Annotated in this window: 24 protein-coding genes; 11 read left to right on the top strand and 13 right to left on the bottom strand. The window is 65.7% G+C overall.

Annotated features, from left to right (window positions below):
• Positions 1–201 precede the first annotated feature (201 nt).
• The 3 genes from SPHV1_RS15945 to SPHV1_RS15955 all read left to right on the top strand — a co-directional run bounded on the left by SPHV1_RS15945 (position 202) and on the right by SPHV1_RS15955 (position 2651).
• Positions 202–1335: a hypothetical protein gene (locus SPHV1_RS15945; RefSeq protein WP_231634707.1), complete on the top strand. Its 1134-nt coding sequence runs from the start codon at positions 202–204 to the stop codon at positions 1333–1335.
• A 17-nt stretch (positions 1336–1352) separates the two neighbouring features.
• Positions 1353–1919 (top strand): fasciclin domain-containing protein, encoded by a 567-nt coding sequence (locus SPHV1_RS15950; protein WP_054947025.1) that lies wholly within the window; start codon positions 1353–1355, stop codon positions 1917–1919.
• Positions 1920–2066: 147 nt separating this feature from the next.
• Positions 2067–2651 (top strand): lysozyme, encoded by a 585-nt coding sequence (locus tag SPHV1_RS15955; protein WP_054947026.1) that lies wholly within the window; start codon positions 2067–2069, stop codon positions 2649–2651.
• 24 nt (positions 2652–2675) lie between these two features.
• On the opposite strand, the gene SPHV1_RS15960 is transcribed toward SPHV1_RS15955, so the two are convergent.
• The 3 genes from SPHV1_RS15960 to SPHV1_RS15970 all read right to left on the bottom strand — a co-directional run bounded on the left by SPHV1_RS15960 (position 2676) and on the right by SPHV1_RS15970 (position 5859).
• Positions 2676–3515, bottom strand: a complete 840-nt coding sequence (locus SPHV1_RS15960) for an arginyltransferase (RefSeq protein WP_054947027.1) — start codon at positions 3513–3515, stop codon at positions 2676–2678.
• Between the two features lie 215 nt (positions 3516–3730).
• On the bottom strand, positions 3731–4528 hold the full coding sequence (locus SPHV1_RS15965; protein WP_054947028.1) for an SDR family NAD(P)-dependent oxidoreductase: 798 nt from the start codon (positions 4526–4528) through the stop codon (positions 3731–3733).
• Positions 4529–4605: 77 nt separating this feature from the next.
• Entirely contained in the window at positions 4606–5859 is a 1254-nt protein-coding gene (locus SPHV1_RS15970; RefSeq protein WP_054947029.1) for a threonine ammonia-lyase, read from the bottom strand.
• 99 nt (positions 5860–5958) lie between these two features.
• On the opposite strand from SPHV1_RS15970, the gene SPHV1_RS15975 reads away from it, so the two are divergent.
• Both SPHV1_RS15975 and SPHV1_RS15980 read left to right on the top strand, forming a co-directional pair.
• Complete coding sequence (locus SPHV1_RS15975) at positions 5959–6855, top strand: NAD(P)-dependent oxidoreductase (protein WP_054947030.1); 897 nt, start codon at positions 5959–5961, stop codon at positions 6853–6855.
• Positions 6852–8558, top strand: coding sequence for an amidohydrolase (locus tag SPHV1_RS15980; protein ID WP_054947031.1), 1707 nt, complete (start codon positions 6852–6854; stop codon positions 8556–8558). The genes SPHV1_RS15975 and SPHV1_RS15980 overlap by 4 nt, the downstream gene beginning before the upstream one ends.
• A gap of 94 nt (positions 8559–8652) precedes the next feature.
• Here the strand turns inward: SPHV1_RS15980 and tatC are convergent, their stop codons facing one another.
• The 9 genes from tatC to SPHV1_RS16025 all read right to left on the bottom strand — a co-directional run bounded on the left by tatC (position 8653) and on the right by SPHV1_RS16025 (position 16375).
• Positions 8653–9474: a twin-arginine translocase subunit TatC gene (tatC, locus tag SPHV1_RS15985; protein ID WP_054947032.1), complete on the bottom strand. Its 822-nt coding sequence runs from the start codon at positions 9472–9474 to the stop codon at positions 8653–8655.
• 11 nt (positions 9475–9485) lie between these two features.
• Positions 9486–9935, bottom strand: a complete 450-nt coding sequence (gene tatB, locus SPHV1_RS15990; protein ID WP_054947033.1) for a Sec-independent protein translocase protein TatB — start codon at positions 9933–9935, stop codon at positions 9486–9488.
• A 25-nt stretch (positions 9936–9960) separates the two neighbouring features.
• Positions 9961–10200, bottom strand: coding sequence for a twin-arginine translocase TatA/TatE family subunit (locus tag SPHV1_RS15995; RefSeq protein WP_054947034.1), 240 nt, complete (start codon positions 10198–10200; stop codon positions 9961–9963).
• A gap of 97 nt (positions 10201–10297) precedes the next feature.
• On the bottom strand, positions 10298–10963 hold the full coding sequence (gene scpB / locus SPHV1_RS16000) for an SMC-Scp complex subunit ScpB (protein WP_054947148.1): 666 nt from the start codon (positions 10961–10963) through the stop codon (positions 10298–10300).
• An 11-nt stretch (positions 10964–10974) separates the two neighbouring features.
• Complete coding sequence (locus tag SPHV1_RS16005; protein WP_054947035.1) at positions 10975–11790, bottom strand: ScpA family protein; 816 nt, start codon at positions 11788–11790, stop codon at positions 10975–10977.
• A gap of 3 nt (positions 11791–11793) precedes the next feature.
• Positions 11794–12807 carry a beta-N-acetylhexosaminidase gene (nagZ, locus tag SPHV1_RS16010; RefSeq protein ID WP_054947036.1) on the bottom strand — a complete coding sequence of 338 codons (1014 nt, stop codon included), beginning with the start codon at positions 12805–12807 and terminating at the stop codon, positions 11794–11796.
• 95 nt (positions 12808–12902) lie between these two features.
• Positions 12903–13709, bottom strand: a complete 807-nt coding sequence (locus tag SPHV1_RS16015; protein ID WP_054947037.1) for an SPOR domain-containing protein — start codon at positions 13707–13709, stop codon at positions 12903–12905.
• Between the two features lie 2 nt (positions 13710–13711).
• Positions 13712–15469 (bottom strand): arginine--tRNA ligase, encoded by a 1758-nt coding sequence (gene argS / locus SPHV1_RS16020; RefSeq protein WP_054947038.1) that lies wholly within the window; start codon positions 15467–15469, stop codon positions 13712–13714.
• A 453-nt stretch (positions 15470–15922) separates the two neighbouring features.
• Positions 15923–16375 carry a tRNA (cytidine(34)-2'-O)-methyltransferase gene (locus SPHV1_RS16025; protein ID WP_054947039.1) on the bottom strand — a complete coding sequence of 151 codons (453 nt, stop codon included), beginning with the start codon at positions 16373–16375 and terminating at the stop codon, positions 15923–15925.
• Positions 16376–16565: 190 nt separating this feature from the next.
• Between SPHV1_RS16025 and miaB the strand changes: the two genes are divergently transcribed.
• Together miaB and SPHV1_RS16035 are read left to right on the top strand one after the other, a co-directional pair.
• Positions 16566–17900 carry a tRNA (N6-isopentenyl adenosine(37)-C2)-methylthiotransferase MiaB gene (miaB, locus tag SPHV1_RS16030; protein ID WP_054947040.1) on the top strand — a complete coding sequence of 445 codons (1335 nt, stop codon included), beginning with the start codon at positions 16566–16568 and terminating at the stop codon, positions 17898–17900.
• Entirely contained in the window at positions 17897–18610 is a 714-nt protein-coding gene (locus SPHV1_RS16035; protein WP_054947041.1) for an alpha/beta fold hydrolase, read from the top strand. The genes miaB and SPHV1_RS16035 overlap by 4 nt, the downstream gene beginning before the upstream one ends.
• Before the next feature lie 36 nt (positions 18611–18646).
• On the opposite strand, the gene SPHV1_RS16040 is transcribed toward SPHV1_RS16035, so the two are convergent.
• Positions 18647–19375, bottom strand: a complete 729-nt coding sequence (locus SPHV1_RS16040) for a hypothetical protein (protein ID WP_231634708.1) — start codon at positions 19373–19375, stop codon at positions 18647–18649.
• A 74-nt stretch (positions 19376–19449) separates the two neighbouring features.
• On the opposite strand from SPHV1_RS16040, the gene SPHV1_RS16045 reads away from it, so the two are divergent.
• The 4 genes from SPHV1_RS16045 (at position 19450) to SPHV1_RS16060 (ending at position 23046) form a co-directional block, all read left to right on the top strand.
• Positions 19450–20487: a PhoH family protein gene (locus SPHV1_RS16045; protein ID WP_054947042.1), complete on the top strand. Its 1038-nt coding sequence runs from the start codon at positions 19450–19452 to the stop codon at positions 20485–20487.
• A gap of 185 nt (positions 20488–20672) precedes the next feature.
• Positions 20673–21158 carry an rRNA maturation RNase YbeY gene (ybeY, locus tag SPHV1_RS16050; RefSeq protein ID WP_054947043.1) on the top strand — a complete coding sequence of 162 codons (486 nt, stop codon included), beginning with the start codon at positions 20673–20675 and terminating at the stop codon, positions 21156–21158.
• Positions 21159–21186: 28 nt separating this feature from the next.
• Entirely contained in the window at positions 21187–22110 is a 924-nt protein-coding gene (locus tag SPHV1_RS16055; protein ID WP_054947044.1) for a hemolysin family protein, read from the top strand.
• Positions 22111–22161: 51 nt separating this feature from the next.
• Complete coding sequence (locus SPHV1_RS16060) at positions 22162–23046, top strand: LysR substrate-binding domain-containing protein (RefSeq protein ID WP_176168091.1); 885 nt, start codon at positions 22162–22164, stop codon at positions 23044–23046.
• Positions 23047–23091: the final 45 nt, after the last annotated feature.

Consider the following 23091-nt stretch of genomic DNA (forward strand, 5'->3'; position numbering starts at 1 on the left):
CGCGGCCCGGGAACCACCCCCGCCCCCCTTTTCCGTGCTGTCCGCCGCCGCCCCCGCCCTTTGTGATGACAAATGCACACTGCAGTCAGCGACGATTAATCGCGAGCGGTCCACCCCGTCGCTCGCCCGAAGCGACGGAAAGCCCCGAGGGAACGAACTGTCGCCGATCCGCGTTGCAACTGCCAACCCAAGGAGGTGCAAATGATGCAAAGGATCTTCATCGGCAGCGTGGCGAGCCTGGCCCTGATCGCCGGCGCCGCCTCCGCCGCGCCCGGCGGCAACGACCATGGCAGCGATCACGGCAAGGACCGGGGCGGCGGCAAGCAAGCCGCGCACGGCAATGCCAGGGGGCCGCAAGGCGACGTCAAGGGCCCTGCGACATCCAGGCCCGACAACAAGCCTGCCAAGGCACCTGGCGGCGGCGATGCCCAAGGCAAGCCCGAGAAGACCGAAAGGCAGGCCTCACGCCAGACCATGCAGTCGCCGGTCCACGACGCTCCGGCCAAGGCACAAAAGCACCCGCAGGCCGGAGATGCCCCGCAGCGCATGGCGGACCACAAGGTTGACAAGAAAGCCAACGACACTCGCCCCGGAAACGCAGACGACAAGGCCTTTGCCGCCGGCCCGCGCCCGCCCGAGCGCAAGGACATCAAGCGCGTCACCTACAAGGGCCATGGCGGCAGGGACTTCGTCGTCCCCACCAACGACCGGGTCCGCGTGGTCGTCGATCGCCGCAGCTTCGACTGGGCTTCGCTCGACCGGCGCCATCCCTACGATGGCTGCCCGCCGGGCCTCGCCAAGAAATACAACGGCTGCACCCCGCCCGGCCTGGCCAAGCCGCGCGATGTCAGCTGGCTAGACCCGGCGTGGTACTTCAACGATTACGACCGGTCCTATCGCTACCGTTATGCCGACGGCTACATGCTGCGGCTTGGCGCAGGCGACAGCATCCTGAGTTACATCCCGCTGCTGGGCGGTGCCTTGGGAATCGGCCAGGTCTGGCCTTCCACCTACCAGCCGGTGACGCTACCGACTTACTACGACAGCTACTACGATCTCGGCCCGGCAAACGGCTATCGGTATTATGACGACACGATCTACCGCGTCGATCCGGATACCTCCGCGATCCATTCGGTCGCAGCGCTGCTGACCGGCAACGACATCCGGATCGGCCAGCCGATGCCGATGGGCTACGACGTCTACAACGTGCCTTACGACTATCGCGACCAGTACTATGACGGACCGGACGCGATGTATCGCTACAGCGATGGCTACGTCTACCAGATCGATCCCACCACGCGGCTGGTACAGGCCGCCATCGAACTGCTTGTCTGACCGGGAGGGAAACGAAGATGCGGATCAAACACCTCACCGTCGCGCTGCTTGGAGGCGCCAGTCTTGCGATTGCCGCCTGTTCGGGCGGCACGCCGGAGGACGGCAGCACCGGCGCCGCCGAACTGGCCACGCCCGGAAGCGAATCGCTGCCTGCCCTGCTCGACGATGCGGACGGCCTGCAGACCGTAGCGGAAGCCCTCAAGGAAACCGGCATCAGCGGCATTTTCGAAGGCAAGGGCAGCTACACCCTGCTTGCGCCCGAGGATGCCGCTTTTGCGGCCCTGGGCGATTCGGCCAAGGAACTGACGGGCGGTGAAGACCACGCAGCGCTTGCCGCCCTGCTCAAGGATCACCTCATCCCGGGCTACCTGACCCCGCAGGACATTTCCGCGGCAATCGACGCCAGCCAGAACGGCGAAGTCTCGATGCCCACGGTCAGCGGCGAGGAACTGACCTTCACCAGAAAGGGCGAGGCAATCTCGGTTTCCGCGCCGGACGGTTCGCAGGCGACGTTCGACGGCGAAGCGCTCGCCGGCGGCTCAAGCATCGCCATTCCGCTGACCGGAATCCTCAAGAAGATCTGACCTTTCACACCTGACTGACCCGAAGGCCCGCTTCACGACAGTGCAGCGGGCCTTTGCCTGTCCGGCTTCCAGAAACCATTTTCCTACAGATACGCCTGCAGTTTACTTGGATCGCCTTTCCCCACGAACCGGAAGGGTTAGCCCTTTATGAATCGCAAACCGATTTTCGATGCCGTGCGCCAGCTTCTGGGCCGCGGCTTCAGGCCATCCGACGTGGCGCTGCTCGACGCCGCCATCGACAGCGCAAACCACGTCGGCCCTGCCGCTGCCGGTTTCACGCTGGGCGAGGCAGGCCGTTCCCTGATTCGCAAGTGGGAAGGCTGTGCGCGACGCCGACCGGACGGCCGCTTCGAAGCCTATCCCGATCCCGGCAGCGCCACAGGCGAGCCCTGGACGATCGGCTGGGGCTCGACCGGATCGGACATCCGCAAGGGCCTGGTCTGGACACAGGAACAATGCGACGCCCGCTTCGACAGGGACATCGTGCGCTTCGTGGAAGAAGTCCATGCAGCGCTGGGCGATGCCGCGACGACGCAGGGGCAGTTCGATGCCCTCGTCTCGTTCCACTACAACACCGGCGCCATCCGCAAGGCCACGCTCACCCGCCTGCACAGAGAGAAGCGCTTTGCCGAAGCGGCCCTGGAATTTGCGAAGTGGATCTACAACGACGGCAAGCCGCTACCCGGCCTGAAAAAGCGGCGCGCTGAAGAGGCGGCTCTCTACCGCGGCTGACACAATGCGCGCCAGGCCGGATCGTCAGTTGGCGATGGAGGGGACCCCGTCCTTGCGCCCACCGGCACCGGCCTTGCCGTGCCCGTCCGGGTTCTTGACCACGGCGGCGATGAGCTTGTCCTGCTCTTCGGGCGAGAAACGTTCCCAGCCCGAACGGCCAAGGCGTTCCATCGGGCGGTAGCGCACCTTGTACTGCATCCGCGGCGAACCTTCGACCCAGTAGCCGAGATAGACGTAGGGCAGGCCCATTTCCTGCGCCTTATGGATGTGGTCCAGGATTATGTAGTTACCCAGCCCTGCCCGCGAATCGTGCTCTGGATCGTAGAAGCTGTAGATCATCGACAGCCCGTCGCACTGGCGGTCGGTAAGGCAGGCACCGACGAGGCGGCCCGGCGTCACGCCGTCGGCGGACGGTTCGCGATACTCGACGACGTAGCTGGTGACCGGCGTGTGCTCGACCATGTCGGCGAAGTCGACCTCGTCCATCGAGGTCATGCCGCCTTCGGGATGGCGCGCGCCGAGATACTTTTGCAGGAGCTGGAACTGCTCACCGGTCGACCACGGACGGCAGACGGTGGCGATCAGGTCTCCGTTCCGCTTCAGCATGCGCTTCTGCGTGCCCGAGGGCGTGAACTCGCTGGCGACGACACGCACCGAGACGCAGGCATTGCAATCAAGGCAGGAGGGGCGATAGGCGACGGTCTGGCTGCGACGGAAGCCGATGCGGCTGAGCGCATCGTTCAGGGAGTCCGCGTGCGGCCCCTTGAGCTCCGTGAACACCTTTCGCTCGCTGCGCCCAGGCAGATAGGGGCACGGCGCGGGGCTGGTCACGAAGAACCTCGGAAATCGAACGGGAGCCGTCACGGAGGCGCCTCTTCCTTTACTTGCTTGCGACCATCGGCCTTTCAGTTGCAGACCGAATATGCATGCGCAGGCAGTTAGTTGAAAGTCTTTTAACTACAAAACTGGCCTCGAACCGGAGGTTTCGACCCGCAGCCCCCCTGACCGCGGCAACTTGTCCCGGTTCGGGGCGTAAGTGAATCAAAACCTTAGCACTTCTCTGACTGGTCCATTCCCGATCAGGCATCTTGCGCTACCTTGAGCGAAAGTGCCCCATCAATCTTAACCGTGGTCCCGGTAATGTAATCGGCGCGATCGGACAGCAGGTAGCCGACAAGCTCGGCCACTTCCTCGGGACGTCCGGCCCGGCCCCAAGGGATCGCCCGGGCCCTGCGCGCCCGCTCCTTCGGATCGTCGAGCGCCGACTGGTTCATCGGAGTCAGGATCATGCCCGGCGCCACACCGTTCACTGCTATGCCGCGCGGCGCCAGTTCGAGTGCAAGCGTGGCGGTCAGTTGCGCCAACCCGCCCTTGGCGCTGTCGTAATCGACGGCCCCGGCCCGCGGCGCCGATTCGTGAATCGACGAGACATTGACAATCCTGCCGCCGCCCCCGGGGTTATCCTTGCCTTCCAGCCCGCGCACGAAACGCCGGCAGGTGAGGAACGGGCCATAGAGGTCGGCACGCATGACCCTATCGAAATGGTCCAGGCTCATGTCCTGCACCGCCGTCCCGCTCATGTTGCGGCCGGCGCTGTTCACCAGCAGGCGGACAGGGCCGAAGGCGGATTCGGCAGCTGCGAAAAGCGCCTCGACGTCATCCTCGTCACCGACATCGGCATCGCAGGCGATGGCCCGCCCGCCATTGGCATGAATCCGGCCGATCACTTCGTCGGCCTCGTCCGGATCATGAAAGTGCGTAATCGCTACCGCCAGCCCGCGTCCGGCCAGCGCCATGGCGCAGGACTTCCCGATCCCCGAGCTTCCGCCGGTCACGACGACGCAATCGCCGGTGAAGTCTAGATAATCGAGCGCCATGCACCTGCAACGCGCGGCATCGCGTTCGGGTTTCAACGCCTGGCCGGTTTCCTGACGAGGCCGGAAACCGGAAGGGTTCAGTCGGTCTCGACCTGCCGCACTTCGTATCCGGCAGAGCGCAGGGCCGAAACAAGAGTCTCGAGCTGCTCGCGGTCGCGCGCCTCGCACTCGATCTCGGTCAGCAGTCCCTTGGCCGGCAGATTGGTGAATATGCGGTGATGCAGCACCTCGACGATGTTCACGTTATGCTCGTGGAACACCTTGGCGACCTTGTAGAGCGCACCGGCGCGGTCCTGCAGGCCGATCTTGAGACGCGCGAGTCGGCCCGAACGGGCAAGGTCGCGCAGCAGCACGTTGGCAAGCAGGCGGGTGTCGATATTGCCGCCCGAAAGTACGATGCCGACTTTCTTGCCGGCGAACAGCTCACGGTTGGCCATGACCGCGCCGAGGCCGGTCGCACCGGCGCCCTCGACCAGAGTCTTCTCGATCTGAAGCAGCAGGGCAAGCGAGCTTTCGATGCGCGATTCGCTCACCAGCAGGAACTCGTCGAGCAGGCCGCGCAGCACCTTTGAGGTGAACTTGCCCGGCTCGAACACCGCAATGCCTTCGGCCAGCGTATCGCCGCCGACCGGCAGGTTGGTGCCCTTGAGCAGGTTGTACATCGAGGGATAGAGCTGCGCCTCGACGCCGATCAGACCGATGCCCGGCTTGATCGCACGCGCAACGGTACCCATGCCCGAGGCAAGGCCGCCACCGCCGATCGGCAGCACCAGCGTATCGATCTCGGGCACGTCCTCGAGCATCTCGAGCGCGACAGTCCCCTGACCGGCGGCGACGTGCGGATCGTCGAAGGGATGGATGAAGGTGAAGCCAAGCTCGGCCTCCATCTTTCGCGCATGAGCATAGGCTTCGTCGAAACTTTCGCCTTCGAGCACGACCTTGCCGCCCACGCTCTCGGTCTGCATGACCTTCACCAGCGGGGTGGTCTTGGGCATGACGATCGTCACCGGCACGCCAAGGCGGGTGCCGTGGTACGACAGCCCCTGCGCGTGATTGCCTGCCGAAGCGGCAATGACGCCGCGCTGCTTCTGTTCTTCGGACAGCAGCAGCAGGGCATTGAGCGCGCCGCGCTCCTTGTAGGCGGCGGTGAACTGCAGGTTTTCGAACTTCAGCCAGATTTCCGCACCGGTGATCGCACTCAGCGTATTGGAGTGCAGCGTCGGGGTGCGTACGACCTTGCCCATAATTCGCATCGCCGCCGCACGAACGTCGTCGGCAGTCAGCAGGGCACCATCGGTCCCCGGGGCGGTCTTGAGCGTTTGCTGGTCCATAGGGTGGCGCGGGTAAAGGAAACCGGGGCAAATTGAAAGCGTGGGCTGAGGCCCGGCTTAGATTGATAGCGTCACGGACCCTCGCTAGAAGACATCGCTATGACCGAACGACGCAAGGTTTCCTTCCTCGGCCTCGGCGTGATGGGCGGCGCTATCGCGCGGCACATTGCCAAGGCGGGCCATGAGCTCACCATCTACAACCGTTCGCCCGAACGCGCGCAGAAATGGGTGGAGGACAATCCCGGACTCGCCCATCGCATCGCCGCGAACCCGGCGCATGCGGCGCAGGACGCGGATGTGGTGATCACCTGCGTGGGCAACGACGACGACCTCGCCGAAGTCGTGCTCGGACCCAATGGCGTCTTCAAGATGCTCAAGAAGGGCGGCGTCTTCATCGACCACACGACGGTATCGGCGCGCATCGCCCGCCAGATCTCGGTGGAAGCACGCGACCTGCAGGTCCATTGCATCGACGCGCCGATGACCGGTTCGCAGATCGGCGCCGAGAAGGGCACGCTCACGCTGATGTGCGGCGGGCGCAACGAAGCGGTGGAAGCGGCGCGACCGGTGATGGAAGCCTATTCGCAGCGCATCGTCCACGTCGGTAAGGCCGGCTCGGGCCAGATCGCCAAGATGGCCAACCAGATCTGCATTGCCGGCAATGTCGCCGCGCTGGCCGAGGCAGTGCGCTTCGCCCAAGCCTCGCATCTCGACATGGGCAAGGTCTACGAGGCGATTTCCGGCGGCGCGGCACAGTCATGGCAGATGGACAACCGCTGGCAGTCGATGGACGAGGACCGCTTCGACTTCGGCTTTGCCATCGACTGGATGCGCAAGGACCTTGGCCTCAGCCTCGACGAAGGCCGTGGCCTCGGCATATCGCTGCCGGTCGCCGCGCTCATCGACCAGTTCTTCGCTGAGATCCAGGCCATGGGCGGCGGCCGTCTCGACACCAGCGCGATCATCAAGCGACTGCCGAAAAAGGGCCGTAAGTGAAGCACTTCACCGCGGCGGCGCTCGCGCTGCTGATCGTCACGCCCGCCCGCGCGGATGTCCTTGTCGACAATGTCGAGGGCCTGACGCCCGACGGCAAGGGCGGGATCGAGCGTTTCGAGGGCTTCCTGATCGGCGATGACGGCCGCGTGATCGAGGTCTATCGCCACGGCGACAAGCGCCCCAAGAAAGTCCAGTATCAGGTTGACGGCAAGCATCGCGTGGTCGTGCCCGGCATGATCGACGCCCACGGCCACGTCATGGAGACCGGATTTGCCCGGATGACCCTCGATCTCTCGGCGACGAAATCGCTCGAGGAGGCACTGTCCCGGATCGCGGCCTGGGCTGCCGCCCACCCGGAAACGCCCTGGATCCTCGGCTCGGGCTGGAACCAGGCGAACTGGGGCATCGACCGGATGCCGACAGCAGCCGAGCTGGACACCGTAACCGGCGGCAAGCCCGCGTGGCTTACCCGCGTCGACGGCCATGCCGGCTGGGCCAACAGCGCCGCCCTCGCTTCTGCCGGTATCACCGCCACCACCACCGATCCGGCCGGCGGGCAGATCCTGCGCTCGGCAGGTGGCAAGGCCCCGGCCGGCGTGCTGGTCGATGCCGCCACCGCGCTGGTTGAGGCCAAGGTGCCCCGCCCCCGCCCCGAAGACCGTGATACCGCGCTGGGCGAAGCGCAACTGGCGCTGCTGGCCTCGGGCGTGACCGCGATTGCCGACATGGGCACCACGATCGAGGACTGGCAGGCCTACCGCCGCGCCGCCGACCTTGGCCACCTGCGCATCCGCATTGTCGCCTATGCCGCAGGCATCGACAATATGACGCTGATCGGCGGCCCCCGTCCGACACCGTGGCTTTATGGCGACCGGCTGAAAATGAACGGGGTAAAGCTCTACCTCGACGGCGCGCTCGGTTCGCGCGGGGCGTGGCTCAAGGCGCCATATGCCGACGCGCCCGAAACGAAGGGCCTGCCCCAGATCAGCGAAACCCAGTTGGGCAACCTGATGAGCCGGGCGGCGATAGACAACTTCCAGGTGGCCGTCCACGCCATCGGCGATGCCGCCAATGCGGCGGTCCTCAATTCCATCGACGAGCTGTCGCAGACCTACAAGGGCGACCGGCGCTGGCGCATCGAACATGCCCAGATCGTCGCTCCCGTGGATATCGCGCGCTTCGGCGAACACGGCATCATCGCCTCGATGCAGCCGCAGCACGAAGCTTCGGACCGACCGATGGCCGAAGCACGACTGGGCGCGAGCCGGCTGACCGGCGCCTATGCGTGGAAGTCCATCGCCGCTACCGGCGCGCCGCTGGCGTTCGGATCGGACACCCCTGTCGAACCGGCCCACCCCTTCGAAGGGATCGCCGTCGCCGTTACGCGCCAGGGCGCGGACGGTCAGCCGATCGGTGGCTGGAAGCCGCAGGAGATCCTCTCGCGCGAGGCGGCCATCAACGCCTACACGACCGGCGCGGCCTACGCGATGTTCGCCGAGGACCGCCTTGGCCGCATCGCCAAGGGCTATGACGCCGACTTCCTCTTCGTCGACACCGATCCGATGGATGCGACGCCCGAGCAACTGCGCCAGACCAGGGTTCTCGAGACGTGGATCGGTGGCAAGCTCGCCTGGTCCAATGCCAAGGACCGGGTGCTGCCGACCAAGGCCGAAGGCGAAGTTTCGCCCATCGAGGGCCGATGAACCGAAAGGCGGGCCGCTCTTATGCGGCCCTTTTCGTGCGCACGCCCCGCGACAGGCTTAGGGCGAGCGGACATATCCAAAGCCCGCATGAAGCTCAGCTGCTGGCAGGAGCCTCGGGCTCACCCGCGGATTCCGCGGTGTCGGCCTGCGCCTTTTGACGCGCATCGCGCTTCTCGGTAATCCACATCACGATCAGCGTGCCTTCGAACAGAAGCAGCAGCGGAATGGCCAGCAGGAGCTGCGAGATCACGTCGGGCGGCGTGGCGACAGCGGCGACGATAAAGATGCCGACGATGGCATAGCGACGCGCACCGGCGGTCTGCGCGCGGGTGATGATCCCGGCGCGATTGAGCAGCATCAGTAGAACCGGCATCAGGAAGCTGATCCCGAAGGCAAGGATGAACTGCATGACGAGCGCGAGGTAATCCCCCGTGCCCGGCAGCGCCTCCAGCTTGAGACCGCCCTTGTCGCCCTGGAAGCCCAGGAAGAAATGGAAGGCTGTGGGCATGACGACGTAGTAGGCCATGGCCGCACCCATCGTGAACAGCACCGGGGTCGCGATCAGGAACGGCAGGAAAGCCTTCTTTTCCTTGGCGTAGAGGCCCGGTGCAACGAAGGCCCAGAGCTGGTTGGCAATGACCGGGAAGCTTACGAAGAAGGCCGCGAAAATCGCGATCTTCACTTCGACGAAGAAAGCTTCGTAGAGCTTGGTGTAGATCAGCCTGCCCTGCCCTGCCGGGAACGCCTCGGTCAGCGGACGAACGAGGAAGCTGAAGATGTCGTTCGAAAAGTAGAAGCACACGCCAAAGGCAACCGCGAAGGCTGCAAAGGCGCGCATCAGCCGGCTGCGCAGTTCGATCAGGTGATCGAGCAGCGGCGCCTGGGTATCGTCGATATCGGAAATCTTGAAGGCCATGGAGCGTTCGATCAGGGCGGCGGCGGCGGGAGATTCAGTTCGGCCTGCCGGCTTTGCTGTTCTTTCGCATCTCGCGGGGCTTCATCTTGAGCGGCGGACTGTTCACCGCTCTGCGGCGGCGGACCATCGGTTGCGCCGGCTTCGGACGGCGTCGCTTCGGAAGCGGAAGCCGCCTTATCCTGACGCGAGGCGATCGGGGCCTGCATCTCTTCGGCACTGGGCAGTTGCGGTGTCGCCTTCATGATCGCCTCGTTCTGCGCGCGCCACTGCTTTTCCATTTCCTCCAGCTCGGCCTCGCGCACCATGGCGTCGATGCCGGCGCGGAAATGGCCGGAGATCTTTCGCATCTTGCCGATCCAGCGGCCAGCCGTGCGCATCGCCATCGGCATGTCCTTGGGGCCGATGACGACGACCGCCACGATGATTACCATCAGCAGTTCTGATGCGCCGATGTCGAACATCGCTTAAGTCGCTTTCTGCGCTGGCTTACGACTGCTCGGTCTTGTTCTCGCTGGCGCTCGGCGTGGCCGAGGGATCAGCGGGCTTAGACGAAATCTGAGCCGGCGGAGTGGAGGATTCTTCCGACTTCTCGTCGTTCATGCCTTCCTTGAAGCTCTTGATGCCCTTGCCGAAGTCTCCCATGATTTCAGAGACGCGACCGCGGCCAAACAGAACCAGTACGATCACGAGCACGACAAGCCAGTGCCAGATCGAAAAGCTACCCATAACATCAACTCCAAACCGTGCGACCGATTCCGGTCGCCACGAGGCTCATCTAGGGATTTTCGGGGGAACTTGCCACCCTGTCATGAATTTGACCCGTTCAGGTCACGTCGTCGTCATCATCGCCATGATCAGCCTCTTCCGGTGCATCGCGCTCTCCCGGAACGGGACCGGATAGCGCCGCCTCGATCATGTCGTCATCCACAGGATCGAGCAGCCCGGCAGCGCGCAATTCGTCGATGCCCGGCAATTCCTTGAGCGAACGCAGGCCGAAGTGCGCAAGGAATTCGGGCGTGGTGGCATAGATCACCGGGCGGCCCGGCACCTCGCGGCGCCCGGCCACGCGCACCCAGCCCGCTTCCATCAGCACGTCGAGCGTTCCCTTGGCCGTCTGCACCCCGCGAATCGATTCGATTTCCGCGCGGCTGACCGGCTCGTGATAGGCAACGATCGCCAGTACTTCGGTCGCCGCGCGCGACAGGCGGCGCAGCTCTTCCTTTTCGCGGCGCAGGAGATGGGCGAGGTCCGGAGCGGTTTCGAAATGCCAGCGCTTGCCGCGCTCCACCAGGTGGATCCCGCGCCCCTCGTAATGGCTCTGCAGTTCGGCCAGCGCCGGACGGATGTCGGCCTGCCCCAGGTGCGCGGAAAGCGCTTCGACGGTCATCGGTTCTTCGGAAGCGAACAGCGCTGCCTCGACTGCGCGGACGAGATCGTCGGGTCCCGTCGCCCCGGCCTCCCCCGCCTCTGCAAAGCTCTCTTCGGTCATCGCGTCTTCGTTCATGGCTTCACCGCCTTGAGCCGCAGCGGCCCGAATGTTTCGTCCTGAGCGATCTCCGCCTTGCCCGTGCGCGCCAGTTCCAGCGCGGCAACGAAGCTGGAAGCCAGCGCCGACTTGCGCAGCTGCGGATTGGCCCAGGAATCGTGGGCCGGCGGCAGGAATTCGCGCAGTTCCATCCAGTCGAGCGAGACGCCCAGCATCGAGGAGACGCGGGCGATCGCGCTGTCGAGCGTCATCACCATGCGCTCGCGCACCATGTGGACCACCGGCTCGCTGCGGATCTTGATATCGCCATAGGCCCGCACGAGGTCGAACCAGGTGCATTGCCAGGCATTGCGACGGGCCACCCGCAAGCCTTCGGGCGCGCCGCGCTGGAAAACGTCGCGGCCCAGCCTGTCGCGGCCCATCAGGCGCGCTGCCGCCTCGCGCATCGCCCCCAGCCGCTGCAGGCGCAATTGCAGGCGCAGCGCCAGTTCCTCGGGGCTGGGATCGGCCTGTTCGTCCTTGGGCAGCAGCAGCGCCGACTTGAGGTAGGCAAGCCACGCCGCCATCACCAGGTAATCCGCCGCCAGTTCCAGCCGCAGCGCCTCGGCCTGCTCGATGTAGGTCAGATACTGGTCGACCAGTTCCAGGATCGAGATGCGCCGCAGGTCGACCTTCTGCCGCCGGGCCAGGTCAAGCAGGAGGTCGAGCGGGCCTTCCCAGCCCTCGATCTCCAGATAGAGCGCTTCCTTGTGCGCCTCGGCCGCCGCCACGCCGTCCCATTCCTGGTCCGCCGCTTCGAAGGAAAGACCGGGTTCAGGCGGCAGGTCCATGGTTCAGGCCGCCGCCTGCGCCAAGAGCGCGTCGCGCCGGGCGATCAATTCCGCATGGTCGCCCGCAGTCCCGCTGTCACCGACCGCGGTCAGCGCCCGCTGTAGGCGGAGCGCGGTTTCCTCGCTCATCGTCGGCAGCCGCTGGGCAATGCCGATCATGTCGCCCATCTTCGCCCAGCAGTTCAGGGCGATGTCGCAGCCCGCGCCGATCGCGCGCTCGGCGCGTTCCGGAACCGTGCCCGAAAGCGCCTGCATGTCGAGGTCATCGGTCAGCAACAGCCCGGCAAAGCCGACGCGCTTGCGGATCACCTCGCGCACCACGACGGGCGAAAGCGTACCCGGGTTTTCCTTATCCCACGCGGTGTAGAGGACATGCGCGGTCATCCCGATCGGCGAATCGGACAGCGCCCGGAAGGGTTGCAGGTCCACTTCGAGTTCTTCGGCGCTCGCCTCGACCCGGGGAAGTTCCTTGTGGCTGTCGGCCATCGCCCGGCCGTGACCGGGAATATGCTTGATGCACCCGGCGACACCGGCCCGCGCCAGTCCGGCAAGGATCGCCCGCCCCAGCGCCGCAACGCGCATCGGGTCGGTGCCGAGCGCGCGGTCGCCGATCACGTCGTGCGCACCGGTCTGGCGCACGTCGAGCGAGGGATGGCAATCCACCGAGATACCGACTTCGGCAAGGTCCAGCCCCAGCGCCTCGGCATTGGCCCGCGCCGCTTCGATCGCGGTGGCCGGGGCAATGTCGTAGAGCCGGTCGAAGGCTTCGCCGGGCGGATAGGCCTGCCAGACCGGCGGCTTCATCCGGGCGACGCGGCCGCCTTCCTGGTCGATGCAGATGAACAGGTTGTCGCGGCCGTGGATCGCGCGAAGCTCGTCGGTGAGCGCGCGCATCTGTTCACGACTTTCGACGTTGCGGCCGAACAGGATGTAACCGGCGGGATCGGCGTCCTTGAAGAACGCGCGCTCGTCCTGCCCGAGAGAGAGTCCGGAAAGGCCGAAAATTGCAGGAACCATGGCGGATTCGTCGCAGAAACCCGCGCTCTTCGCAAGGAAGCGGCGTCCTTCAGGTGTGGAAATGCGCCAAGGCGGGCCGAGCCCGCCCGCCCTGTTCAGTTCTTGACCTGGCAGCTCAACCCGGCGTTCTTCATGCCGCTGCACAGCGCCTTGGCCGCAGCGAGATCGCCCGGCACCGCCTGCAGGCGATAGACCGTACCGATGTCCGCCTGCCCTTCCAGCACGCGGTGATTCATGCCCGAAAGGTCGGGATACTGGGTCTTCAGCGTGTTCCAGCCGGTTTCGGCAGCCTGCTTCGAGGTATAGGCTCCCACTTGCACGCCGATGCCGGAAACCGGTGCAGGCGCCTTGGCCGGAGCCGAAGCCTTCTCGGCCGGTTTTTCGGCAGGCTTGTCGACCGATTCGAAACCGGGACCGGGCACTTCTTCCTGCTCGCCGATCTGCGGCTGGCGGGACTGGCCCTCGGCAACGGCGAAACTGGTGTCGCCGGTACCGGCCACGACTTCGCCGCCCGGGTTTTCGGGCTTGGTCTTGTAGGGTTCCTTCGGCGCGGCGATCACCCCGCCATCGGCCACGAGCGGCTTGTCGGACGATCCGTTCATCGCCCAGAACACGATCCCGACGATCACCGCGATCGCAAGCAGGCCGAAGACGCCCAGCAGCAGCCCCTGGCTCATGCCCGAACCGCGCTCGTCCTCGAATTCGTCGTCATCGCCCTCGAGCCAGGGCAGGCGCACGTCCTCGTCGCCAAGCTCGAGCTGCGGCGGTTCCTCGAACGAAGGCTGGCCTTCCGCCACGACGCCCGCGAAACCGGTGCTTTCGAATTCGCCTTCGGTGCCGTCGACCTTCGGACCCTGCGGATCTCCGCTCCGGTCCCCCCGACCCGTGTCCGAGAATGCCATCCTTACATTTCCTCTACAGCCTCAACGCCGAGCAATGCCAGGCCGTTCCGGACAAGTTGCCCGATCTGCACAGCCAGAAAAAGCCTCGCTGCAGTAAGGTTAACATCGAGTAAGTTAATAAACCGCTTCTCGACGCGATCGTTGCCGAGATTCCAGTATCCGTGGAACGCAGCGGCAAGGTCGCCTAGGAAGAAGGCAATGCGGTGCGGTTCGCGCGCAGCCGCTGCGGCCTCGACGATGCGCGGGAACTGCGCGGCCAGCTTGACCAGTTCCAGTTCCTCATCGCCCAGCAGCTCGAGGTGATCGCCCGCAGGCGCCAGCCCTTCGGCAGCGGCCTTGCGCAGCGTCGAGTGGACGCGGGCATGGGCGTACTGCACGTAGAACACCGGGTTGTCCTTCGAGGCTTCGACGACCTTGGCGAAGTCGAAGTCCATCTGCGCCTCGGGCTTGCGGGTCAGCATGGTGAAACGCACCACGTCCTTGCCCACTTCGCGCACCACGTCGGCCAGCGTCACGAACGTACCTGCGCGCTTGGACATCTTCACCGGCTCGCCGTCGCGCAGCAGCTGGACCATCTGCACCAGCTTGATCTCGAACGGGGTCGGCTCCCCGTCCGCACCGGTCATCGCCGCGACCGCGGCCTTGATCCGCTTGACCGTACCGGCATGGTCCGCGCCCCAGATGTCGACGAGCGCGTCGGCTTCCTGCGCCTTCTGGTAGTGATAGGCGAGGTCGGCACCGAAATAGGTCCAGGTGCCGTCCGACTTCTTGATCGGTCGATCCTGGTCGTCGCCGAACTGGGTCGACTTGAACAGCGGCAGCTCGACCGGTTCCCAGTCCTCGGGCGTCTTGCCCTTGGGCGCTTCGAGCACGCCGTCATAGACGAGCCCCTTGGACCGCAGCCATGCCTCCGCCTCGTCCGGCTTGCCCGATGCCTGCAGCTCGGCTTCGGACGAGAACACCTCGTGCTCGATGCCGAGCAGCGCGAGGTCGTCCTTGATCATCACCAGCATCGCGGCGACCGCCTTTTCGCGGAACAGCGTGAGCCATTCCGATTCGGGCGCCTTGGCGTACCTGTCGCCGAATTCCTCGGCGAGCACCTTGCCGACCGGGACGAGATAGTCGCCCGGGTAGAGGCCCTCGGGGATCTCGCCCACGTCCTCGCCCAGCGCTTCGCGGTAGCGGATGTGCACCGAACGGGCGAGCACCTGCACCTGCGCGCCGGCGTCGTTGACGTAGTATTCCCTGACCACCTTGTGCCCGGCGAACTCGAGCAGTGTCGCCAGCGCATCGCCGACGACCGCGCCGCGGCAGTGGCCCATGTGCATCGGCCCGGTGGGGTTGGCCGAAACGTACTCGACATTGACGGTCGAGCCGCCCCCCATGGCCGAACGGCCGTAATCGGCACCCAGTTCGGCAATCGCGCGCAGTTCCGCGATCCAGGTCGCAGGCGCGAGGCGCAGGTTGATGAAGCCCGGCCCGGCAATCTCGGCCGAAGTCACTTCGTCCAGCTTCGCCAGTTCGGCAACCAGCGCCTCGGCAAGGTCGCGCGGCTTCAGCCCTGCGGGCTTGGCCAGCACCATCGCCGCATTGGTCGCAAGATCGCCATGCGAGGGATCGCGCGGCGGCTCGACCGTGATCGCACCTCGCTTGAGCCCGCCCGGCAGCGTCCCCGCCGCTTCCAGCGCATCGAGCGCAGCGTTGAGGTGGCCCGCAAAGGCGGCATACAGGGTCTGGTTCTCACGAGTTGCAGTGTTCATGGGCGCGCGGATAGCCGATGTGCACGAAAAGGGGAACAGGCTGGCGCGCGCATTGGCCGCGATGCAGGTTTACACGGTTTACACTGTCCAGAACGGAAACGGCGCGCCTTGCGCCGGGCGAAAATCGCCGCAGCGCAATCAGGGGCGTTCGCAAGACAGGATCGATGCGGCCGGGTCATGGCTGCGAAAGTACCGCAGGCGCACGCCTGTAGGAAAACGGATTGTGCGTCGTCTGTGCCCGAATGGCGCCAATCCCACGCGGCTATTCCGAAGGCTGCAATGCAGTGGACCTTGACGGCTTCTGCTCCGCCGATCCCCGCGAAGACGGGGATCGGACCTCTTCGTCGCTACTCGCCGAAAGCGAAGTACGTTCGAAGTCGCTATCACCTGCCATGTCAGGCCAGCGCCTCAATGCGCCCGCCTCCCCGCCCGGGCCGAACGTGGCGCAGCTTCTCAGCCGGGCAATGTCGCGGTCTGGCGCAGGGCTTCGCCAAGGGCCAGCGCGGCCGCGGTGGCGAGGTTCAGGGAGCGGACTTCCGGGCGCAGGGGAATGCGCACGCGCGCGTCGCAGGCTTCCACCACGCACGGCGGGACGCCTGCGCTTTCCTTGCCGAACAGCAGGATGTCATCGGCGCGATAGGTGAAGTCATAGGCCGATTGCGTGGTCTTCGTGGTGAACAGCACCAGCCTGCCCGAACCGATCGTGGCCCTGAAGGCATCGAAGCCTGGGTGCCGGGTGATGCTGACGTGGTCGATATAATCCATCGCGGTGCGGCGGACGCGGCGGTCGTCCCACGCGAATCCCATCGGTTCGATCAGGTCCACGGCGGCACCCATGCAGGCGCCCAGCCGCAGGACGGCGCCGACGTTTCCGGCAATCTCGGGTTCGAAAAGAGCAATGCGCATGGGCGCTGATTGGCGCCGGCGAAGGCACCATGCAAGCCCGTTGCGCCGTTGCCGGGCCACGACTTACCCATGAATCGGACCCGATCGGGCGCGCGGCGCTTGCTCCGGTGACGCCTCCTGCGACGAGACATGCGGGTAGTCCGGCTCGGCGCCCCTTCAAAAGCCGCGCAAACGCGTGTATCGGGCCGCCATGCATCCTACCCAGACTCCCAAGACCTACCGGGTCAAGAGCTTCGGCTGCCAGATGAACGTCTATGACGGCGACCGCATGGCCGAACTGCTGGCCGAACAGGGCATCGCGCCTGCGCCCGAGGGCGAGGATGCCGACCTCGTCGTGCTCAACACCTGCCACATCCGCGAAAAGGCGGCGGAGAAGGTCTATTCCGACATCGGCCGCCTGAAGCGCGAGGATGGCTCTTCGCCGCTGATCGCGGTGGCCGGCTGCGTCGCGCAGGCCGAGGGCGAAGAGATCATGGCGCGCGCGCCCAGCGTGAAGATGGTCGTGGGCCCGCAGGCCTACCATCGCCTGCCGGACATGATCCGCGAAGCCAGCGAAGGCCGCCGCGTCACCGATACCGACATGCCCGCCGAGACGAAGTTCGACGCGCTGCCGCGCCGTCGCCGCTCCGGGCCGACCGCCTTCCTTACCGTGCAGGAAGGCTGCGACAAGTTCTGCACCTATTGCGTGGTGCCCTATACCCGCGGCGCGGAAGTGTCGCGACCGCATGGCGACCTGATCGAGGAGGCCAAGCGCCTCGTCGAGGCCGGCGCGCGCGAGATCACGCTGCTCGGCCAGAACGTCAATGCCTGGACCGGCGAGAACGCCAGGGGGCAGACGATCGGCCTCGACGGCCTGATCCGGGAACTGGCGCAGATCGCGGACCTTGCCCGCATCCGCTATACCACCAGCCATCCCAACGACATGACGCCCGGCCTGATCGCGGCGCATGGCGAGATCGACAAGCTGATGCCCTTCCTCCACCTGCCGGTGCAGGCGGGCAACGACCGCGTGCTCAAGGCGATGAACCGCAGCCACTCGGCGGAAAGCTATCTGAAGATCCTCGAACAGGTGCGCGCGGCACGGCCCGACATCGCACTTTCGGGCGACTTCATCGTCGGCTTCCCGGGCGAGACCGATACCGAGTTCGAGGACACCCTCAAGCTGGTCGACGCGGTCGGCTATGCCCAGTGCTTCAGCTTCAAGTACTCGCCGCGCCCGGGCACGCCCGCGGCGACGATGGACGAACAGGTCCCGCTGGCGGTGATGGACGAGCGCCTGCAGCGACTGCAGGCCGCGCTCAACCGCGACCAGTACGCCTTCAACACCGCGACCGTCGGCAAGACCTGCACCGTGCTGGTCGAGCGCAAGGGCAAGCTTCCGGGCCAGTGGCTGGGCAAGTCGCCCTGGCTGCAGTCGGTCCACTTCGAGGCCGATGCGCAAGTGGGCGACCTGGTCGAGGTCGAGATCACCAGCGCCGGGCCGAACAGCCTTGGCGCTGTCGTCCGGATGGTCGCCGCAGCGTGAGCGAAGGCGCGGAGGGCCGCCAGCCGCTTGTCCTGATCCCCGGCCTCGCCTGCGACGCCGCCTTGTGGGAAGCACAGGTATCCGGCTTGTGGGACCTTGCCGCGTTCACCATCGGCGACACCTTGCGCGACGATTCGATCGCGGTCATGGCCAGCCGCATCCTCGCGAACGCGCCGGAGCGGTTTGCCGTCGCCGGCCTGTCGATGGGCGGCTACGTCGCGCTGGAGATCTGGCGGCAGGCCCCGGGCCGCGTCACCCGCCTTGCCCTGCTCGACACCAATGCCCGCGCCGACAATCGCCACACCTCCGCCATGCGCCGGGGCACGATCGCGGCGGCCGAGCAGCGCGGCTACGAAGCCGTTGCCCGCGAGGGGCTGGCGCGGCTCGTGCGTCCAGAGGCCCCTGCCGACTTGCGCGAACGGGTCGTCGCCATGGCGCTGCGGACCGGCTTCGAGGTCTATGCCCGCCAGCAGAACGCGATCATCACCCGTCCCGATTCGCGCGACGACCTGACCGGGATCAAGGTCCCGACACTGGTGCTCGTCGGCGAGCAGGACGCGCTCACGCCGCCTGCGCTGTCGGAGGAAATGGCCACCGCCATCCCCGGCGCCGTGCTGGAGCGGATCGCCGACAGCGGCCACCTTTCCGCCATGGAGCAGCCCGCAGCCGTGACCGCGGCGATGCGCCGCTGGCTCGAACGTCCCGCCTGAGAACGCACGTCCCGCCTGAGAACGTACGTGCGGTGCTTACGCGCCGGGCTTGAGCGGTTTGAGCGGTTTGTCCGCAATCAGTTCCTTGCCGATCGAATCGACCGGCTCCGTCGGGCTGACGGTCGGGTTGCGGGCATAGGCCTTGCCGTCGAAGGGCACGCGCATGATGCCCCCCGGACGACCGCCGCCCGAAACCGAAACGGCCAGGTCCTTCCAGCCATTCGTGCTGGTGGGCAGCACCCCTACCGGAAGCTGGACCACCGAGAGGTCTCCGACCTGCCTGTAGCCTTCTCCATCGCGCTTGAGCACGACGAGATTGCAGCCGCCCGTCCCGCACATCATCGGGCCGCCGACATAGGCGAGCACTTCATCGACGCCGTCGCCGTCCAGATCGGCCTCGGCGCGGGCGTACTGCAGGGAATCGGTCTTGCCGCCCAGGTCCTTCGAGAGGCTTTCGTCCAGCCAGCTTTCGACGGTAACCGGCGTCACCACGGCCTCGGTGGACTCGCCGGTCGCGCTTGCGCTTGCTTCGGGGGCGGGTTCCTCGCTCTTGCACGAGGCGAGCAGAAGGGCCGGGACGGCCACGAGTGCGAACGGGAGGGCGAGCGGAAGGATATGATGCTGGCGGGTCATGGCGATGGGATAGCCTTCGGCCCGCGTGCGGGCAATGCGCCATGCCTCGTTCCGGCTTGCGGCGGCCCCGTTCCGCAGGATCCGGGGAGGTTTGCGGGTTATCCACCAGGAATCGAATGCGCCGGTGCGCACCAGAGCTTGCAAGCTGCCCGGAGCGGGACCATCTTCGCTTGCAGAACAGCACACGTTTTGCCCGAAAGGAGCGCATGGCCCGCAAAGCAGCCCGTGCCGATGACCCGGCGCAGTTCAGGCCCGAAACCCACCGCCGGGCCCGTGTCGAAATACAATTCGACGAACCCACGCTGCTAGGCGCCCTGTTCGGCCAGTTCGACGCCAATCTCGTACAGGTCGAGAACCGGCTCGGCGTCTACATCGCGGCGCGCGGCAACCGCATCCAGATCGAAGGTCCGGAAGATGCCGTGGCCAGGGCCCGCGAAACCCTCACCGGCATGTACCACCGCCTCGAACAAGGACAGGATCTCGATGCAGGCGCAGTGGAATCGTTGATCACAATGTCGGCCGAACCCACGCTCGAAGGGATCATCTCCGGCGACCAGGGCGCGCCGCCGATCATGATCCGCACCCGCAGGAAAACGATCGTGCCGCGCTCCGCGACGCAGATCGACTACATGCGTGCGCTGGCCCGTTCGGACGTCATTTTCGCGCTCGGCCCGGCCGGCACCGGCAAGACCTACCTCGCCGTGGCACAGGCGGTCAGCCAGCTCATGACCGGTTCGGTGCAACGCCTGATCCTCTCGCGCCCGGCAGTCGAAGCCGGTGAGAAGCTGGGTTTCCTGCCCGGCGACATGAAGGACAAGGTCGACCCCTACCTGCGCCCCCTGTACGATGCGCTTTACGACTGCATGCCGCCCGAACAGGTGGAACGACGCCTCGCCTCGGGAGAGATCGAGATCGCGCCGATCGCCTTCATGCGCGGCCGCACGCTGGCCGACGCCTTCGTCATCCTCGACGAAGCGCAGAACACCACGCGCGAGCAGATGAAGATGTTCCTCACCCGCTTCGGCCAGAACAGCCGCATGGTCGTCTGCGGCGACCCCCGGCAGATCGACATCCCCGGCGGAGAACGCATGAGCGGCCTCGCCGACGCGGTCCAGAAGCTCGAGGGGATCGACGGCATCAACGTCACCCGCTTCACCGCCGCCGATGTCGTGCGCCACCCGATCGTCGGGCGGATCGTCGAGGCTTATGAGGGCCCCCTGTCGCAGTACGACGAGAAAAAGTGAGGCTCGGCCTGCCTGTGTTTCCCCAGCAGCGGGACCCCCGCCTTCGCGGGGGTAACGGCTGAACGGTGGGGTCGTGAATTCCCGCGATCCGGTCCATCCCTCCTCGTTCCAAGTCGCCCCGTCATCCCCGCGATGGCGGGGATCGCGCTTCCTTGTCCCACTGCAAACCGCTAGAGACGGCACCGATGAATCTCGAAATCGATATCGAAGAGCCCTGGCCGGAAAGCACCGACTGGGCGGAGCTGACCGAGCGCGCCTGCGCGGCCCTGGGCACGGTGGCGCCCGAGCTGGCGAATCCGCGCCTGATAACGAGCATCCTGTTCACCTCCGATGCCGAAGTCCACGTCCTGAACCGCGAATGGCGCGAAAAGGACAAGCCGACCAATGTCCTTTCCTTTCCGATGCTTGAACGCGATCAGGTTCTCGATCTGACGGCCGAGGGACCGCCCGAAATGCTCGGCGACATCGCCCTCGCCTTCGAGACATGCGCCCGTGAAGCCGCGGAAAAGGGGGTTTCCGTCGCGGATCATGCGACCCACCTCGTCGTCCACGGGCTGCTCCATCTGGCGGGCCACGACCACGAGATTTCCGATGCCGACGCCGAGGCAATGGAAGCGCTGGAGACGAAAGCACTTGCCCAATTGGGGATCGCCGACCCATATGACGACTGAATCAGGTTTGAAGGGGTAACCAGTCACGATGGCCGACAATGGCCGCCACACCGAGCCCGGCTCGGGAGATCCGGACAGTAGCGGCACGCTTTGGCGTGTCTTTCGGAGACTTTTCCACGCGGACGCAGATCAGTCGCTCAGGGCGCAGATCGAGGACGTCATCAACGAGCACGAGGGCGACGCCGATGACGGGGCGCAGACCAATGGCGACCTGTCGCAGCTCGAGCGGCAGATGCTGCGCAACCTCCTGCATTTCAGCGAGCATGACGCCGACGACGTAGCCGTGCCGCGCGGCGACATCATCGCCATCCCCGCCTCGGCAAGCTGGGAAGAAGTGGTCGAGGCCTTTGCGGACCACGGGCACAGCCGCATGCCGGTCTACGGAGAATCGCTCGACGAGATCCGCGGGATGATCCACATCAAGGATATCTTCCCGATCCTTGCGCGCGGACTGCCGGCTCCGGCCGACTGGACCAGCCTGATGCGCCAGCCGCTCTACGTGCCCCAGGCGCGCGGGGCGCTGGATGTGCTGGCCGACATGCGCGCGCGCCGCACCCACCTGGCGGTCGTGATCGACGAATATTCCGGGACCGACGGCATCATCACCATCGAGGACCTCGTCGAGGAAATCGTCGGCAATATCGAAGACGAACACGACGATGCGCCCGAAGAACTTCTCCTGCCGTTAGAAGACGGCATGTGGGAAGCCGACGCACGCGTGGAACTCGATGAAGTTGCGGAACGAATCGATCCGCGACTTGCCGAAGTTGAAGAAGCAGTAGATACATTGGGCGGCCTCGCCTTCGTACTGGCTGAGCAGGTTCCACAGGTCGGAGCGATCCTGGAACACGACAGCGGCTGGCGAATCGAGGTAACCGAAGGAAATGAGCGACACGTCACGCGATTGCGGTTGCATCCTCCGGTAGAGGAGCTCGAGAGCGAACCAGAATGATGCCGTCATCTGCCCAGCAGTTGACCCGTGACCGGATGAAAAGACGAAACATTGCCCGTACGCCGCCTCCCCCCTCTGCGCGCACTTGAAGCCTTCGTGCGCGTCGTCCGCCTTGGTTCGGCCAAGGCGGCGGCCAGTGAACTTGCCCTCTCGCCTTCCGCCCTCTCCCGCCGCGTCGCCGCGCTGGAGGATTTCACAGGCAAGCGCCTGTTCACCCGCCAGCACCAGGCGATGAAGCTGACCGACGAAGGCCAGGCCTTCTACAACGTCGTCGGCCCGAAACTGGAAGAACTGGCCGAAGCCGTCGAATCGCAGATCGACCGCGGCCAGGTCCTGCGCCTGCATCTTGGCGTGCCGACCCTGTTCGGCGGCCAGCGCCTGTTCCCGCGCCTGCCCGAACTGCGCAAGCTGCACCCGCGCCTGCACATCGACATCGACACCGGTGCCCACCTCGAGGATCGCGTCGGCGACACCCTCGACGCGGCGATCATCCTGGCCAAGGAGCCCGATTCCAACTTTTACCGGATCCAGCTCGACCACAACAAGGTCTACGGCATCGTGTCGAAGGAACTGGCCGAGGAAATCGGCTCGGTTCCCGATGCAGAAAAGCTCTCCAGGCAGACCATCCTGATCCACAACGACCTGTTCGACAGCTTCGATGCCTGGAAAACGGCGATCGGCATGCCGCAGCTCGAACCGGCATCGATCGACCGGTTCGACTCCGGCCAGCTCGTGCTCGAAGCAGCGGCACAGGGGCTGGGCATCGCGATCATGCACGACGACCACTTCCGCCGGTCGCACGACAATCGCCTCGCCCGCCTGTTCGACATCGATGTCGAGAGCCCCTTCCGCTACTGGTTCGTCTGCCGCCCCAAGGCGCTGGAAACCCGCCCCGTCCGCATCTTCCACGAGTGGCTGCTGCAAGCAGGGCTGTAATCGGCGGGCAGCTTCCCCCCCCTTTGCCCCGGGACCGTGGATCGA

This window comes from Novosphingobium sp. KN65.2, assembly GCF_001368935.1.
Taxonomy (GTDB): Bacteria; Pseudomonadota; Alphaproteobacteria; order Sphingomonadales; family Sphingomonadaceae; genus Novosphingobium; species Novosphingobium mathurense.